The organism is Alteromonas stellipolaris (genome assembly GCF_001562115.1).
Lineage (GTDB): Bacteria > Pseudomonadota > Gammaproteobacteria > Enterobacterales > Alteromonadaceae > Alteromonas > Alteromonas stellipolaris.
Window position 1 is genome coordinate 208,684 of record NZ_CP013927.1, and the last position, 16,190, is coordinate 224,873.

Sequence of the window (16,190 nt, forward strand, 5' to 3'; positions counted from 1 at the left end):
TTTTTAGCAGGCACGTTCACCTCATAGAATTTCTATTTATATCGAGGAATAAGAATGAGCGTGATAATCACCCCCAACAATCGACTAGCTAAAGAGAAGTCTGAATCACTTGTATTGGCTGCTATGAGAGAGAAAGCTACCTTCGTCGTTGATGCACCAAACGTACTTTCCCTTTCGACGTTCATTGAGCAACTATATGAACAGGCTCAAAGTAACGGCTATCCACCGGCTTTAAACCATGTACTTACTTCTACCGAAAAAGTGTTCTTACACTGGGTTGATATAATTCGAAACGATGAAGAGTTACAAACTTTAATGCCACCTACTGAATTGGCTAACGATGTAACGAGCGCATACCGCCATATGCTTTTGTGGGAGCAATCTGAAGTTAATTTATCACCCGATTCACAAGAGTCAGCGTTATTTAAAAAATGGTTGAAGGTATACAGACAACGAACGAAAGGTGTTGTCTGTGAGCAAATGGCTATACCGATAGTCATTGAAGCATTTCGAGAAGGCGTACTTCGCTTACCGGAGCACATCACTTTCCATGCTTTTGATGATTTCCCACCATTAATCGACACCTTTATCGCAGCCCTAGAGGAAAACACGGCCGTAGAGATATGTGACGCTAAAAATGAGGCACCGGCAATACTTTCACAGACCAGTGCTTATGACGACAGAGAACAACTTTCTAAAGCTGCTAATTGGGCATACAACAAATTGGATTTAGAACCCACGGCTCGCATAGCAATCGTAATTCCTGAGTTGGCGAATAAACGGGATAAGATAATCTCGGCGTTAGACAACGTGTTCGAGCCTCAAAAAATTCTGCCTCATATTCCGCATTACGTTCAGCCCTATAATATTTCAATGGGCGAGTCGTTATCTTCACAACCGGTTATTCGGTTTACCCAAACTTTGCTCAAAATAGGGCTAAATCTGAGCGACACATCAACCCTGATGCAAGTAGTAACTTCCCCTTTCCTTTCTCACTCAGATAAAGAGTCTTGGAAACGGGCTATATTCAAATTGAATTTGCGTGAATACCCAGAGCAAATGACCTTACTTAATCTTATTGAAGCAGAAGACTGCCCGAGCAACTTATACAGTGCAATTAAGCAATTTGTTGCAAAGCTCTTAGGCGCTCCTGATAAAGATGTGATGGCGAATTGGTTAAGTCTATTTGAAAATGCTTTGGAGGCAGCGGGTTGGCCTGGAGAGCGCTCACTTAACTCCATTGAGTTCCAAGCAATTAAGCAATATAAGACTCAGCTTAGTCGTGTGTGTACGCATTATTCGTTTGAACAAGTCACCATGGAAACTGCCCTGTTTTATTTCAATCTAGCCCTTAATTCGACAATTTTTGCGCCAGAGTCTGAGGATAGTCCTATTCAGGTGCTAGGTTTACTCGAAGCAGCCGGCTTACAGTTTGATTACATCTATTTATTGGACATGAATGATTCCGTCTTTCCGGCCAAAGCTTCACCGACGCCATTTTTACCAGAACTGCTCCAGAAAGAATTGGGCATGCCTCATGCTGATCCTGCTCGCGAATTGGAGTTTTCAAAAGCGTTAATTGACCGTTACACGCATTCTGCCAAGGAGATTATTTATTCTTACTGCGAATATGACCGTGATAAAGAGCTCTCGCCTACAATATTTGTATCTGGTACCCAGCTTGGTGCAAATACTTTTAACGTCAATGAGCTTAACTACGAAGACTTGTTGTATCGAAAGATTCCGATTGAAGTAATTCAAGATGAACCGGTACCGGTGGATGCTGGTCAAGCTGAAGGCACAACTGCCTTACTTTCCGACCAAGCCAAGTGCCCTTTCAGTGCATTCATGAAGCATAGAGTAAAAGTGCGTGAGAAAGCTAAATCGCATATGGGGTTTAGCCCAATCCAAAGGGGGAACGCACTGCACAATGCAATGTTACATTTTTGGAAGGGGGTACAAGACCAAGCCACATTACTCAGTTTGTCTGCAGATGCACTTAATGATGCCATAGCCGGTGCCGTTGCTTACGGTCTGAATGTAGAAGATGTCATTGATAATATTGAACCCACTTTGATGCAAATGGAAACTCAACTGCTTACCAAAGTTATAGGGAACTGGTTAGACATTGAAAAACAACGCCCCCCCTTTGCCATTGATGCACTCGAGAAAAAGTCTCACGTCAAATTTGGCCCTGTCGGCATTAATTTAAGGATCGACCGCGTTGACTTGTTAAGCACGGACAAAAAGGAAGCGCACCCTCAAGATGAATCTAAGCGCGGAGTAATAGACTACAAGCTCAGCGAAGGCACTACGGCACCGTTATTGAGTGAAAAGCCCTTTGAAGATGCGCAGCTACCCGTTTATGCATTAGCAGAAAAGAATGTGGACATGGTTGGCTATGCTTCATTTAAGCCCGATTATGAGAAACTTGATGCAGTAGCAGGTCAAAGCTGTGATGAGGTAGCGAAGGTTGATGGCAGAAATGTAAGGCCTGTTAAAGACGATTTTGCGAGCACCTTGGAAAATTGGAATAGCCGGTTGGTTGAATTGGCAAACGATTACATAGAGGGTACGGCGAATATTACCCCCTCTGTCAACGCCTGCCGATATTGCCCATACTCTTTAATTTGTAGGGTGAGCGTTCGGTAAATCTGCCGTGACTAGTTTGATATTACTTCCCAGTGGTAGTCGAGTTAGCAGTTTGAGTACCGGTTTTTCAATAGCAAGATAAAGACCGGTACCTAACCAAAACGTACCTATATAGGTCACTATTGAAACAAACATGTATTGATAAACTACATCATGGGGGGCGACATATGCTCCCCACTTCGTTGCTATAACTAGTGCAATAATATGTATCAGCAACATGCTATAACTTGCCTTACCTACCAACTGCAATGGCTTAGATGATAAACATCGCTGACACCGTTTACTCAACATGATTAGCAACATTAATCCCGCGCCCCCCCAGCCATAAACAATATATTGTGAATCTAATTGATGCACACCAGCCCCTACAAAATTAAATGGGTTTTGCTCTCCCCCTTTTAATACAAATAGAAATCCACCCAGAGCAATTGTGGCTATTACTGAGAGAAGCTTTCTATGACGTAGTAAGTTAAATCGCTCTAATACTGCCAAGGTATGGCCTAAAACGAAGGCAATACTAATTTCATGATGGTTTAGGCAAATCAAGACCGCACATACCGAAAGGGACACCATGATTTGGATATTACCTTTTAGCCATTTATTAGTTGTTATTAAACACAATAGATAAAGGGCAAAGCTTGCGTACAATTCGACACTGACCACCCATAGCATGGGGTTGTTATCTCTGTTCATTAAAAAAGGACTGGTAACTAATGCCTGCTTAATCATATCAACGAATGAGACATCGAGGTTGAATGGCTCATAGCCAAATGTTGTGATGAATAACGGAGACAAACGTTGTGGTTCGAACACCCCTGTAGCAATGGCTAGATAGGTGATTATCATCGCGCCCACTATGGGTGTGCAGATGCGAAGATACCGCTTTAAGAACAATATAATGACGTCAAAGGAAAGCAAGTTCTGAGATTTGAATGCGCTTCTTGATATCAGATAGCCGGTTAAACAAAACATCACGCTTACTGCTGCAGCGCCGTTAAATAGTAATTGAATTGGACTAAAAAAAAGGGCCACATCAATACCACCGGAATTATCGATAAGCACTTCGGAATTGAGAAGTACTGGGTGAAGCATACGTGCGATATGCTCATTAAGAACTAAGAATAGCAATAGCGCCCTCAACCCATCCCAGTAAGAGTCACGGCTCATAACTGGTTCACCATGTCTGCCTTAGCTTCGAGTAGTTGCTCTTTTAGAAGTAGCGGCTCTGCATTAGAAAGCGGTTCACCATGTAGGCTAAAGATACGACGCGGAATGATATTGTGTCGATCGGATACGAAGTTGCCGTTCTGTGCCCAATAAACCGTTTCATTTTTTACCGTGGTGAAAGGCTTTCCGTTCTTATGAATGAATTGACCGGTGACACTTATGTATACAGGGTACCTAATCACCCGAACATCATCGGTACCAAAGTACTCTACCGTTTCATATTCTATGGGTTCTCCATTATACGTCCATATTTGCCATGGTCCGGTGCCAGGGGGTAATGTCACCGTAACGTCACCTTTGCTTGTTTCAGACTGTGGACTGCACGCACTTAGTACCAACAAACTTAGCGCTATCAACTTTCGCATAAAGGCCCCTCAATTTATAAATAGCGAAAGCATATCGGTTAGCGTGGCTAAGTTTCAAAATCTAAATAGCACTAAAGCAGGATTGTTGCTGATTCAAGGCCGGAGCAGTTTATGTGGGGGAGATGTCGAATACTAGCTTCAGATTTTCGAAGGGATTGTTAAGCCCCACGAATGACATACCTGTCTGTTTTTTCTTTTTTCATGGTCTATCATGAAAACGTGACACTGTTTTGGAAGTTGATAATCTAATTATGGAGTGTGTAGATGTTAGATGTGCTTGGAAACTATGTATATGCCTTGGTAGACCCAGGCACGAAGGAAATATTTTACGTTGGAATGGCAAGTAAAAAGCCAAATAACAGAACTAACGAACGTGCAACCAAGCATTTCGATTTTGACAAAGCCGTCACTGCAAAAGAGAAGAAAATTAAGTCCCTGTTACAGCATTACGATAAATTTCAAATCATTCACATCGTTAGACATAACCTACCTGATGGTGTTGCTGTTCACGTAGAGGCAGCATTAATTGATGCGTTGAGTACCAATACAAAGCTGACCAATTTGAAACGTGGCGATGGCACGAAGCTAGGTATTAAAACATGGGCACAAGTGGCTATTGAAAAAGGCACGGATTTCATTGAGCTAGATGCACTAGAGCAATTTGCGCGTGAAAAAAATATTAGGTTGACGCTTTTACACATTAAATCCTACCGCGAGGACCTTGAAGCTCATGAGATATATGATCTTACCAGAGGATATTGGCGGATTGCTCAGAAAAAAGCGAATTTAGACAAGCCAACTATTGCCGTTGCTTGTGTAGGTAACGCAATTGTTTGTGCATACCGCGTGGTGTCTTGGCTACCTGCGGGAACTACATTTTCTTCAGTTTTCGATAAGCGCCAAATTGAAGTGTTGCAAAATACAGGTGTTGCTCAAGAAGGGAACACGTTAAAAGAGTTTATTGGCCAACTCGCTACGAAAGCAGAGTTCCCTTACTCTCAATATAAAATAACCCTCAATGGCGAACCCCTAGTGTGGCCTCAACAATCGATAAAGCATATAGAGTAAGGAAACACGAGTGATGAAAGCCCGTTTGACAACCGCTGAGCACAAGAAGTACGAAGGAGCATTAAACTCCCCTTCCTCAGACGTTTTACAGCAAATTGATAAAGTGCCTAAGCTTGTACTAATCACCTACTTTGCAGATGAAGTGCGAGGTAATATTCATCAGCTATTTGTAAATAAGACGCTTATTGTTAGTAGTGATGATGAATATGCTGAAGTCGACACATTGGAAGCGATAGGTTTGCGATTGCAAGATGCAATAGCGGAAGAGTACTTCCATGTGGAAATTGAATGGCGAAGCATAGCCAGAGCGACAGCACGTTTGCTAAATAGAGAATCTGAATATCAGGCCGACATCGAGCTAAATGGTGATTACTGCCCTGCTAATTGGATGCGCCTATCCCATGACAACATATATCTTCTCGCTTATCACATTCAGTTTAACGAAGCTCATGACTACATAGGAGAAGGATAGAGGGTAATCTCAATGGTTGAAATGGAAGCTTGCTTAGATAATGGTACTTCGAGCAACGTAAATATTAAATGTAGTAACTTATACTTGATCTTAAATTTTCATTTATAGGTTTAGACACAACCCGACAGGCGGCTTTAGACAAAGAGCAGACGGTCAACGATGTGATTTCCTGCTTCTATTTTGGTCAAAAGCGGACATCAGAGCAGGTGCTATTAGGTCGCCATAATGAATAGCCTCTCAATAAAGCATTAACCTTAATGCGCTAAGTTTTACAGAGCAATTTAAACGGTTGAAAATACATTACTTCTTGGGTACGAAGGACGGCAACACAAGTCCATTTTGAGGCTTATTAGATTCTTCGTAATGAATAGCCAAAGACAAATAGACCAATGCGTCTTTTGCTAGGGTGAGTAATTTCATCGTAAGTAGCTCAAATTCTTCAACACCTACAATAGTAAAATATGAGCTCATACGCTCTTTTTCATCTAGGTCTTTGACCAAGCTGGACTCTTGCCCCCTCAGCTTTTCAAGTTGGTTTTCAAGCTCATCTTTCTTGCCTTGCTCGCGCAATAATTGTTGACTAATGAGTTCGATATTCTGCTGGACGTTTAATATCATGCTTCTGCACTCTTCAATTCCATTTGAGTTATCTTTGCTATGGTGGCTATGGCATACAGCATCAACCAACTTGAATGCTCGATGCTCCATTGCATTTCTGATTTCAAATAACCTAAGTGTGTCTGGATCAAACCAATATGATGGATCTTGCTCATCTGGGGTGTTTCGCCCTCCTTGTCTGATTTCGCGTGAAATAAAGTAAAGTGCCCTAAAGTAATCATTCCCACTACTTTGGAATATACTCTTAAGCTCCTGACTGCGGGGTTTAAACCAAACCTTTTTGAAGTCAACCTGATGATCATTCTGAATCGTATCCAGTTCAAAAAAACGATGGAGAAGAAATGAAATTTTATCAAAAATGGAATAGCTAATCCGAAAGCAAGACTTAAGATGGTTTGTCTTTAAACTGTTTATTTCGTAATCAAGAGTATCAACATGCTCAAATGTTGAATTGAAGAAGTGCTCTTCAAATAATGGAATTGAACTCCCCATAAACGCCAAGTAACGAGCATAGCAATAATCTGTTTTCATTTCATCGAAATGACCATGAAAGCTAAGCTCTTCGGTTGTGGTGAGTAATGTATTAATTCGTGCTGTAAAACTAGGCAATGATAACACATCATGATTTACAACTTCAGATGTCGAGATTCCATTCAGCTCGTTTATAAACAACCTATGCTCTGCACACCATATGAGGTAATCCTTCTCCTTTTTCGTATCAGCTGAGCTACCACTCAAAGTATTGAGTTCTGGGAATTCTGAACCAAACTGTATCTCTTGCTCCTGAAACCAATTGAGGAAGTGATTGTGAAATGGGTTAGACTCAATACTGTTACGCTGCTCTAATGGGAATTCATCAATTCTCGATAACGCGTTCTTGTAACATTTGAACGACTCCCTTTGTAGATAATAAGCGTGGCTGTCGTCGTATACGTCTTGTGCAAATTGATAAAGGCATCGTGCTTTACTCAACATCGCATGTACATTACTTGCTTCAATCGAGTCGTCGTAATACGACAGAGCTTCAAGGCGGCGTCCCTGACAATCCAGCTCATTTGCCATATTGGTGAGTATTCGACTACGAAGATCATAGAAATAATTCATCACTTCGTCAGACGGGACACTACGAAAACACTCTCTCGCAAAAGCCTTAACTTCGGCCATTGCTTTTCTATAATTAAGCAATGCCAGACCAGAAGATTTGCTATCGAATTGAATTTCTCGTCGAGCTGCAACATGAGAATATCCAGAACCGATATTGTAGAACAGGTGTAATCGTATTAGTGACGAATCGTGAGTGTATGCTCCTAAATCTTCACACAATTGGATGATGCCATCAAAATCGTTTTGATCGCATAACTCATCCATCAAAGCAGACATTTCATTGTGAAGTTCAATAGAAATTTCTTCCTTCATATCCATATTAAAAACACACCTTTCCGTTTAAGCAAAAATCAGTCTTTAGAAACTAGCATGAAGATAAGTAATATGTCCGTAATTCGCGCATTAATGCCGTTATAGTCTCAATGCTTCAACTTCTTCAATACGTACACAGCCCCACAGCTTCAGGGGCATCTTGAGACAATAAGCGGACCTTCATAGGTAGTGTCCTTTAACTTCTGATTGATGCCAAATTCGGTCATTTGCACCATAGTCTCTTGTAATACCTAGCCTTCGATAATATTGAAAACACGCTGAGCACAAGCTATCGGCGAGTTCATAATATCGGGACCAGAAATTCTAATGCTGCGTATTCCTATAGCTTCTAGCTTGTCATCTATTGCTTTATCTTTAGCTATGGCTTCTTCAGAAGAATGATGAGCTACAGAATCAACAAAAATCGCTACGCGCTGTTTAGCAAAGTAAAAGTCAACCTCTGTGATTGTCTTGCTCAGCGCTTTAGTTCTAACGCTACCTTCCCACATCGATTGTAAAGTTGGAAAAATGGTACCGTCTCTGAGGATGTGGGTTTGAATTGTAGGTTTTAGCCCGAAACTATGCATAGCTTGAAGCAGAAAAAGCTCTATCGGAGAATCGCATCCCCAGATTTTTACTGATTCGATGTTATTAAATCGTTTAAAGTATCGAGTGAACCTGAACTTTCGGTAATCATTTAGCAACCCCTTACTTTCACCGAGTAATGATGTGCACAAACCGGGATCTAAAACGTCTGACTTGTTGTATTTTGATGCAAGAAAATAGGTGTTATAAACAAACCCTATTACATCGGAACACATTTTCTCGTTAACTGGTATTCCCTCACCAACACAATACAAACCAAACGCATTTGAAAACGGATTGAAGCCCATATAATATGGGTTGCCATCTAAAATACGTTCCAAGTCGATTTTATCGATCCAATCAACTCCAACGGATGATGGTAGTCCTCTTTTTTGTGTAGGTCTTAACGATATATGGTATGGAAGCCCAAAAAGTTGACCATCTCTTTCTTCAAATGCATAGCAGCAAACTACTACATTGATCATTTGAAAATCGTCACCACGCTCACGATAAAATGCAAGAGCTTCATCTGATGGGTTTACGTTAATCAGACCATCCGTCAGTTCAACTATTCTGCCCTCTATTGGTTGGTTTCCATCAAGATCAAATAGGTCATGCGCCAAAAAATCACCGAGAGTACCATTTAAATCTATCTGAAAACTCCCTGAAGGTAAGCAACCGTAATTTGGAAGCTTGAATAACTCTTTTGGTCTATTTTCAATGTCTGCTGCATCTCGTGTCATGATTTCTCCATGTTAGGTATAACGCCTCAAACACTGGCGCAATCAAGTTTCGTCCGAGTGCTCTGATTTGTCAGGCATTTGTCCAGTACATTTAAAGTTCGCTTTACCTTTAATTGAGCTTCGTGAATCCAGCCCCCATCACGGCTCAAATATTCATCAAAACTTCTTAGCAAAGTTATTAGCTCATCGATATTATCTAAACCAACCTTAACTTTATCAGAAGCATCTTTGGTTCTACGAGTCGACAGGTTTCCTTCAGGAGGAACCCCCATGTCTAAAAAGTGATACCCATTAACGAGTTCAATTGCAGATAAAACTGCGATATCCATTAGGTGTTGCGGATCAGAATCAACACCAATCTTGCCTCGAAATACTGAAGCGATTCTTGGCTGTAGATACTCGATAAATGAAACATGCTGACTTGATTCATTTTGGTGAGGAGGAGCACCACTTCCATCATCGAATGGCAGAGAGCGATTATACGCGTCTTTAACTAATGACAATGCCATTAAACACTCTTCATCTAAAAACAATTGATGATGATATAAGAGCTCTTCAAACTCTCTCTGCCCGTTTGAAGGAACAGGTTCATACAACCCTACTTCAGGGTCATAGTGAGACACCCACTCTTTGTTGATTTGGGCTATTTTAGTTATTAATGTTGCAAAAGCATCTCTTTGATGATCAAAGAACAATGAGGTTCGCAGTTGTGAAACCTGATTTTCGTGCTTAATCGCTTCCACTTTTGAATTTAATTCAGTTTTATAGCTTTCTAATTTTTCCGCGTATTCATGTTTAATAGATTGTTTCAGCCTCTCTGAAATCCATCCTTGGGCAAGCCAAACCAAAACCGCACCACTAAAGCCACCAGATAATATGCTGAGCAAGTATTCCATTCTGTCTCCTGATACCTAACGCTAAGCTTTGAGCTTTGGGACGCAGACATGGGCTATAATCGCTGAACGGCCCAGTGTTCGCTTCCCAGCGACTGAAGGCAGTACAGATAGCGTAATGTTAGTTTGCATTGATACGGCCTTTTTCGTTTAGAATCTTGATTAATTCTTTAAAAGCGTTTGCACACCTGACGTGAGATGAGACGTTGTATTGGTTTTCATACTCACGCACGTCGAGTAGAAACAGGTGCATATTATTCCTTATATCCCAAACCCAATTTAAGTCGTCGTGCAATGATTGGGAAACAATGCCCTGATTTAAAAGATACTCAGAACGCTTTTTAAATGAGCGTTGTTTACCAACTATTCCTACTAAATAATCCGAAAGAATTCCTTCAATAAGAGCGCCACCGAGAAAAATAAACATTTTTATTAGCATGTCTTTAGCAGTAGCAGATATATCTGTTCTTACTAAAAGCCATAGAACGCTATCTGTCAGAATTAATGTATAAGAGAGGTTCGCCCTAAGTTCTTTTGACTGTACAAAGCTGAGCCGGTTCCGTTGTTCGCTTGCAGTTCTCAGGTAACCACGGGGAAACCGTACTTTAGCATCTGGGCGATTTTCACGGCCACAATAATCTTGAATTTCCTGAAGCAAAAGCCCTGCTTTCTTAACGGCAGCTGCTAATTCTTCGTCCGTTTCTATAGTCATCCTTGTTTCCTAAAAACTAACATTTAAATGATGCGGCCCCTTAGAACCGCATATTAATTTTTATCATACGAGGCCACCTCCCGCTATCCCCTGCTGAGACTGAGATGACATCACATCCTGCATTTTACGAACCTATTTATATTCAAAGAGCGGTTCGCAAATAAATATCTCATTATTAGCATTCTAAAGCTTTACACCGCCAAGTCATACGCTCAGGCGTACGCAAAATAGCTGAGTGTAAAATAAAACGAATAGGTGTCTTAAGGGACAAAAATGAACGGCAGCAATACGTACACAAGAGACTGTTAGCTCTGGTCGCATTCTGTTATTGAAAATGTCAGACTAGATTATGACTAATCAATATGAAACATGTTTGGTTTCTATCTCTTCAACTTACTTTAGAGAGCAATAGTTGAGGCGCTACTCATTTGCCTTCGGGCTTGCCTATCTTTCTAATTGAGCAAGTACCCTTCCCCCTTGTCAGGCAGGAGGCTCATAACTTAAACCCTTACACCAAACGCTCCCTTGTTGCAGGATAGCTTTCTTAGCCTTATAAACTGCCTTGTTCGATGATTTTTCGATAAAAGTATCTGTATAAAATGGGTTGTAAGTTACCTCTATCCAGTCGGAGCCGAGTGTTGTAATGTTATCTTTTTTCACTTGGGTTAATTGACCTTCCACAAATGCATGCACACACCGACGTTTTTCAACACGTGTTCTACGCTGACCGCCAACACGCACATTGAATGTTGCATCATCAATAGCCACACTGACCGAGTGATCTATTACTTTGCCTGATAACGGACCGCCTTTACCTTGTATAGAAAAAAGCTCACTATTTTTACTGTTTAAGTCACGATATCCGCGAACACTCATACCCAGCGCGTATTGTCTGTCTTTAAAGACAATAATTAATTCTGGTAAAGAACAAGGTAAGTTTGAAACGGATTCTACATTATCAAAGAAAGTTGCTTGTGATTGCTCAGAGTACATTACTATCTCATTTTAGTGATTGTAAGAAGATGTAAGTAATGTATGAGGCTAAGAATTTGTTTCCAGTTTTGGACTTTTTAGCCAGCTAAAGGAGGGAGGAATGACAACCGGTGATGAAGCCTGTTGCCATCTTAATGGCGTTTCTTTTTAACCACCGTTTCCATTTCAGGATCGAACTTATGATAAAGCTGACCTGCCAACTCTTCCGGTACCTTAAAATTATGAGGTACTTCCAAGCTCTGTAACATGAAATTTATAGCAATGGTGCGACACCCCTCTTGAGATTCACCCAAGCTGAGCATTTGCAAATAGGTTTCTTTTTCTAAACGCCCAGCCAGCACCAAATTAACCATGTAATTACGGGCTAACATGCTATACATCTTTCTAACGACATAGTCGTTGAAGCTAGGATCATCTTCCCATTCTTCAACGCTACGTTTCTTAAATTCATCTGGAATTTGAGCATTATCTAAATGGGCTTTTATATCTTTGATAAGCTCATCGTATTCATGTTCGACATCAGTTTCAGGATTTTTACTACTCTGCATAACAGCCTTCACCCTTAACATTCCATGTAATATCTAATTATTATTGGGGTTAGTTCAGCACAGTAGACTAACTAACAATCCCATATATTACACCAGATACAGGGATTTTTTTAAGTAAAAATCATTTAACCTTTGTGTATAAATAAATACTTGTTATGTAAAACAAAACATAAACACCAAATGTTAGCTGGAGGACTTCGGGGTTATTAATAAGTGCCAGGGTTGGGCTTAAAACAATCAAGACTCCCTGCCCTATCATCGTCATTAAACTAAAAAGACGTGTTTTAACTTTCCAAATTGCCAATACCCCGAACAACACACCAATCACTACTAAAATATCGAGGTGGTAGGGTGAAAACAATGCCATCGCATACGCCCATAGTAAAGACCAATATTCTATTTTGCTTAGAGATGAGTTATCCCCCTTTCCTTTAAAAAGAGTAATAACAATCCCTAGCATTGCTGTGAGCGGTATAACTAACCCACCCACAACCAAACCTATCAATAAAGGATATAGGCCTTTAACCTTCATACAGCGACATCCTCTTTGAAATCATATGTCGCTATTTTCCCAATGGACGATAGATATAGGCAAACTTTAATTGTCTCGTTATCCGGAAATAAGTTTTTGTATGATTCCATTTTCTCGGCATAACGGGCCATCATTCGATGCGCGAATGCTTGCTCAGTTTCCCCATGAGAAGGCCTACTCGTTTTCGCGTCAATAATATAGCGAGCATTGTCAGTCTCAAATGTTATATCGATTATTAACTTTTTAAGCTTGCCTAGCCGCTTCGTATATATCGGCTTTTCAACTTCGATATTACTTTGCTGTAACGCCCATGCCATGTAGTCGCTGGACTTAAGGTATTGCAGCTGCTCTTCCAATTCTCTTATTGCATAAAATAAAGAGCTATCAGCTATCCCATGTTTTAATAGCAATACTCGCCAATACGCTCGGTTAGTTTCAGCCGGTTGAGCGAAGAATGCATCCCATCCCTTATCGGCAATTTTTTCAATAGTGGCGTGAAAAACTATTCCTATAATTCTGTGTGTATCAACCATCCAGTCAAATTTAGGAGGGGCTTCATTATCCACATGTATGATACCGCGCGATGACGCTAACATTTGGCCTTCTGGAAGGTGCAAGTTATTCAATTTAGTGAGTCGCGTTCGCTTTGGTAACGTATCAACCTCTTGTTCAGTAACCTCGCTTGTCAGAACCTTAACGGCTTCACTATCATTAACTTTTAACATGCCCAGTAAGCTACTTTCAGGATAAGCAGTCTTTGACTCGCCAAGAATGAAGAGTTGTTTCTTAGCCCGAGTAGAACCTACGTAAGCCAGTCTGATAGCTTCGTTGCGAGCTTTCATTGACTTAATGGCTTGGATACATTTATTCATACGAGTTTCGGTCAAGCTTGACGATTTATTTGGTGCAAATACCGCAATGCGCTCACCTTTAATGGAGGTTTGCACAAAATCGACCAACTTGGTTACTTCTGGCCTAATTGGTTTGTGGCTATTTGGAATGAACACGTAATCAAACTCTAAACCCTTAGATTTATGCATGGTCATAAGGTTAATCATTCCAGACGACTTTTCATCCGGTGCGAATAAACTCTCAATGGAGTCTGACAGTTTATCGCCATCGAACTGTTCAAAACTGAATTTACCCAACAATTCTAAGAACGCTTTGTATGCATTTTTCTCATTCGCATCTTTCAACACTGATAAGCCGCCTAAGACCACAAACGCCCCCTCGATGATTGAGGCTAAAGATTTACGCTCTGCGTGGCGAATTGATTGGTCAATAACCTTAGTAAGGCGCTTGATACGCTCGACCGTGCCTTGGCTTAATTTACTTAGCGTCTTTTCCGACTTTAGTTTCGCAATCATAATATCTTTATATCGGGCTCGCTTTGTTCCACCTTCCTGTGCAATGGTTTCTAGTTCAGTTAGTGATAGCCCCATAAGCGGAGAGCGTAATAACCCTATCCAGCTAACCTTATCGCTAAGGTCACAGATTGATTTCGTCAGTAGAGTTAAATCCGTAATAACAGACAATGAAGCGAGGGGGTGAATATCAATCGCTCTATGACCTACCTCCCCTTTGCGCAAATGCTCGATGATGGTTGCTAAGTCAGCGCGTGAACGGCCTAATACTGCGATAGATGCGTTCTTTTCTGCGCTTTGTATTTTGTGAATTTGATTCACAATGTCAGAAGCTTGTCTTGCTAACCAATTTGGACCTTCGTATCGTGTGATGGATACGGCCTCATTATCTAAGGCAGGTTTTGCCGCCTCAGAAGGGTTATAAGTGGTTGAACCAAGTGAAGCATCTGTTTTGCTGCCAAATGCACTTGAAAACTTACTATTCACCCATTCGATAATCCCAGCTTGAGAGCGATAGTTACTCGTTAGTTGGTGTGTCTCTAAGTTTAAGTGTCCTACGCCATTATCAGACGCTTGAATAAAGTTTCCAACATCGGCACCTCGAAATAAATAAATCGACTGCATCTTATCGCCAACCAGATACAACGTTTTACCATCATCTATTTGCCACCCGCTACTCAGACGCTTTAAAAGCTCAAATTGAAAAGGCGAACAGTCTTGCACTTCATCTACTAATATATGGGAAATGCGGTTATCAAGTCGTAGCATCGTATCACTCGGTTTACCTTCTTCCCCTAGTGCGCGTAATGCCGCGTTTTGAATCTCTGCAAAGTCGCATTCTTTATGCTTATTAAACTGAAGCAATAACTTGGCAGCAAGTATTGGTAGAAGGGTTAAGATACTTGATAGAAGATCCCATTCTTTGTTGGAGTAATTTGGTGGTACAACACTATCTAAAATACCTACGATGTCTTCATCTAGGTCGCGAAAGTGCTCTAGTAAGCAGCTGGCTTGCTCACGCATCATGGTTGCATGCGCTTTTGCATCTTCATCTTTAATGTCTTTAAGTGGACCGAACCCTTCTCGCTTAGTTAATTTAGATTTAACTTTGCCTTGCTTAGTAAAGAAAACTTCTTTAAACGAGGTAAGAAATTTAAAGGTTTGCTCATCTGTTAAGGCATCTGAATCTAGCTGGTGGACGTTACATTCTGTGCCCTTTGCATACGCCACAATGTCTTTTAGCTCATCCATGACACTATTGAGTGTATCGAACAAAGGTGCAGCGCATTTAGCGATAACTTGTGCGTTGTTATTTTCCATAACTTCACGCTGCTCTACGACGTCCCTGTCCATAACCAATGATAGCCATTGCTCGCGGTAAGACAGCATTTCGGCCAGCATGTTGACCGCCTTTGGAAATTTGTTATCAAAATGCATAAGCAGCTTTCTGATGTCTTCGCCCAAATCAGAGTTTTCTTTGTATTGCCCCAATAAAGACTCTGCGGCTGCTCTGTAAAGGTCGTTTGGTCTTTCAGATATCGCCGTGATTTTTCCAAAACAACTTGATGCAGGGGCCATAGCAGCAATACTTTTGCAGAGGGAATCAAAGGTTTTAATTTCCAAACGATTGGGATTTTCTAAAATCCCCCAGCCTCTTTCTTCTGAACGCTTCAACACCTTTTTGGCAAGTTCAAACATTTGCATTTCATGAGGGCTATTAGGTACCTGATTTAACTTAGCACGCTTAAGCTCATTTACTAGTCGCTGCCTCAACTCAGCAGTCGCTTTATTGATGAAGGTGATTGAAAGTACGTTTTCCGGCTCTAGGCTATGCAATAGACAGTTAAGGAAATATTTAATCGACTCAGTTGTCTTACCTGAGCCAGCAGGGGCAGCTACCAATTTATGTGTTGTGAGTTCTGATAGTGTTTTACGTATATTCGTGTCTTGCATAATACATCTCCTATTTTTCAGTCAACGTATCTACAAAACGTACCAGCGC

Annotated in this window: 13 protein-coding genes; 3 read left to right on the top strand and 10 right to left on the bottom strand. The window is 40.9% G+C overall.

What is annotated here, in order from left to right:
* The first annotated feature begins 54 nt into the window (after window positions 1-54).
* Window positions 55-2,652: a PD-(D/E)XK nuclease family protein gene (locus AVL57_RS20760; protein WP_061093793.1), complete on the top strand. Its 2,598-nt coding sequence runs from the start codon at window positions 55-57 to the stop codon at window positions 2,650-2,652.
* Here the strand turns inward: AVL57_RS20760 and AVL57_RS20765 are convergent.
* Both AVL57_RS20765 and AVL57_RS20770 read right to left on the bottom strand, forming a co-directional pair.
* Complete coding sequence (locus AVL57_RS20765; protein ID WP_061093794.1) at window positions 2,626-3,819, bottom strand: acyltransferase family protein; 1,194 nt, start codon at window positions 3,817-3,819, stop codon at window positions 2,626-2,628. The genes AVL57_RS20760 and AVL57_RS20765 overlap by 27 nt on opposite strands.
* Window positions 3,816-4,244 (bottom strand): hypothetical protein, encoded by a 429-nt coding sequence (locus AVL57_RS20770; protein ID WP_061093795.1) that lies wholly within the window; start codon window positions 4,242-4,244, stop codon window positions 3,816-3,818. The genes AVL57_RS20765 and AVL57_RS20770 overlap by 4 nt, the downstream gene beginning before the upstream one ends.
* Before the next feature lie 264 nt (window positions 4,245-4,508).
* Between AVL57_RS20770 and AVL57_RS20775 the strand changes: the two genes are divergently transcribed.
* Entirely contained in the window at window positions 4,509-5,312 is an 804-nt protein-coding gene (locus AVL57_RS20775; RefSeq protein ID WP_061093796.1) for an LEM-3-like GIY-YIG domain-containing protein, read from the top strand.
* Between the two features lie 13 nt (window positions 5,313-5,325).
* Window positions 5,326-5,784, top strand: coding sequence for a hypothetical protein (locus AVL57_RS20780; RefSeq protein ID WP_061093797.1), 459 nt, complete (start codon window positions 5,326-5,328; stop codon window positions 5,782-5,784).
* A 300-nt stretch (window positions 5,785-6,084) separates the two neighbouring features.
* Here AVL57_RS20780 and AVL57_RS20785 read toward each other — a convergent pair whose 3' ends face one another.
* The 8 genes from AVL57_RS20785 to AVL57_RS20820 form a co-directional block, all read right to left on the bottom strand.
* Window positions 6,085-7,824, bottom strand: coding sequence for an LA2681 family HEPN domain-containing protein (locus AVL57_RS20785; protein ID WP_061093798.1), 1,740 nt, complete (start codon window positions 7,822-7,824; stop codon window positions 6,085-6,087).
* A 245-nt stretch (window positions 7,825-8,069) separates the two neighbouring features.
* Window positions 8,070-9,146 carry an endonuclease domain-containing protein gene (locus AVL57_RS20790; RefSeq protein WP_061093799.1) on the bottom strand — a complete coding sequence of 359 codons (1,077 nt, stop codon included), beginning with the start codon at window positions 9,144-9,146 and terminating at the stop codon, window positions 8,070-8,072.
* A 26-nt stretch (window positions 9,147-9,172) separates the two neighbouring features.
* On the bottom strand, window positions 9,173-10,042 hold the full coding sequence (locus AVL57_RS20795; RefSeq protein ID WP_061093800.1) for a hypothetical protein: 870 nt from the start codon (window positions 10,040-10,042) through the stop codon (window positions 9,173-9,175).
* Window positions 10,043-10,160: 118 nt separating this feature from the next.
* A complete protein-coding gene (locus AVL57_RS21475; RefSeq protein ID WP_242635075.1) occupies window positions 10,161-10,751 on the bottom strand; it encodes a hypothetical protein in 591 nt (196 codons plus the stop codon).
* A 480-nt stretch (window positions 10,752-11,231) separates the two neighbouring features.
* Window positions 11,232-11,744 (bottom strand): L5-gp82 domain-containing phage-derived protein, encoded by a 513-nt coding sequence (locus tag AVL57_RS20805; RefSeq protein WP_061093801.1) that lies wholly within the window; start codon window positions 11,742-11,744, stop codon window positions 11,232-11,234.
* 131 nt (window positions 11,745-11,875) lie between these two features.
* Complete coding sequence (locus AVL57_RS20810; protein WP_156454892.1) at window positions 11,876-12,292, bottom strand: hypothetical protein; 417 nt, start codon at window positions 12,290-12,292, stop codon at window positions 11,876-11,878.
* Window positions 12,293-12,413: 121 nt separating this feature from the next.
* Window positions 12,414-12,824, bottom strand: a complete 411-nt coding sequence (locus AVL57_RS20815; RefSeq protein ID WP_061093803.1) for a hypothetical protein — start codon at window positions 12,822-12,824, stop codon at window positions 12,414-12,416.
* Window positions 12,821-16,141 carry a UvrD-helicase domain-containing protein gene (locus AVL57_RS20820; protein WP_061093804.1) on the bottom strand — a complete coding sequence of 1,107 codons (3,321 nt, stop codon included), beginning with the start codon at window positions 16,139-16,141 and terminating at the stop codon, window positions 12,821-12,823. The genes AVL57_RS20815 and AVL57_RS20820 overlap by 4 nt, the downstream gene beginning before the upstream one ends.
* Window positions 16,142-16,190 lie beyond the last annotated feature (49 nt).

Coding starts and splice junctions, on each gene's coding strand:
- AVL57_RS20760 (WP_061093793.1), top strand. CDS start 55: ATGAGCGTGATAATCACCCCCAACAATCGACTAGCTAAAGAGAAGTCT.
- AVL57_RS20765 (WP_061093794.1), bottom strand. CDS start 3,819: ATGAGCCGTGACTCTTACTGGGATGGGTTGAGGGCGCTATTGCTATTC.
- AVL57_RS20770 (WP_061093795.1), bottom strand. CDS start 4,244: ATGCGAAAGTTGATAGCGCTAAGTTTGTTGGTACTAAGTGCGTGCAGT.
- AVL57_RS20775 (WP_061093796.1), top strand. CDS start 4,509: ATGTTAGATGTGCTTGGAAACTATGTATATGCCTTGGTAGACCCAGGC.
- AVL57_RS20780 (WP_061093797.1), top strand. CDS start 5,326: ATGAAAGCCCGTTTGACAACCGCTGAGCACAAGAAGTACGAAGGAGCA.
- AVL57_RS20785 (WP_061093798.1), bottom strand. CDS start 7,824: ATGGATATGAAGGAAGAAATTTCTATTGAACTTCACAATGAAATGTCT.
- AVL57_RS20790 (WP_061093799.1), bottom strand. CDS start 9,146: ATGACACGAGATGCAGCAGACATTGAAAATAGACCAAAAGAGTTATTC.
- AVL57_RS20795 (WP_061093800.1), bottom strand. CDS start 10,042: ATGGAATACTTGCTCAGCATATTATCTGGTGGCTTTAGTGGTGCGGTT.
- AVL57_RS21475 (WP_242635075.1), bottom strand. CDS start 10,751: ATGACTATAGAAACGGACGAAGAATTAGCAGCTGCCGTTAAGAAAGCA.
- AVL57_RS20805 (WP_061093801.1), bottom strand. CDS start 11,744: ATGTACTCTGAGCAATCACAAGCAACTTTCTTTGATAATGTAGAATCC.
- AVL57_RS20810 (WP_156454892.1), bottom strand. CDS start 12,292: ATGCAGAGTAGTAAAAATCCTGAAACTGATGTCGAACATGAATACGAT.
- AVL57_RS20815 (WP_061093803.1), bottom strand. CDS start 12,824: ATGAAGGTTAAAGGCCTATATCCTTTATTGATAGGTTTGGTTGTGGGT.
- AVL57_RS20820 (WP_061093804.1), bottom strand. CDS start 16,141: ATGCAAGACACGAATATACGTAAAACACTATCAGAACTCACAACACAT.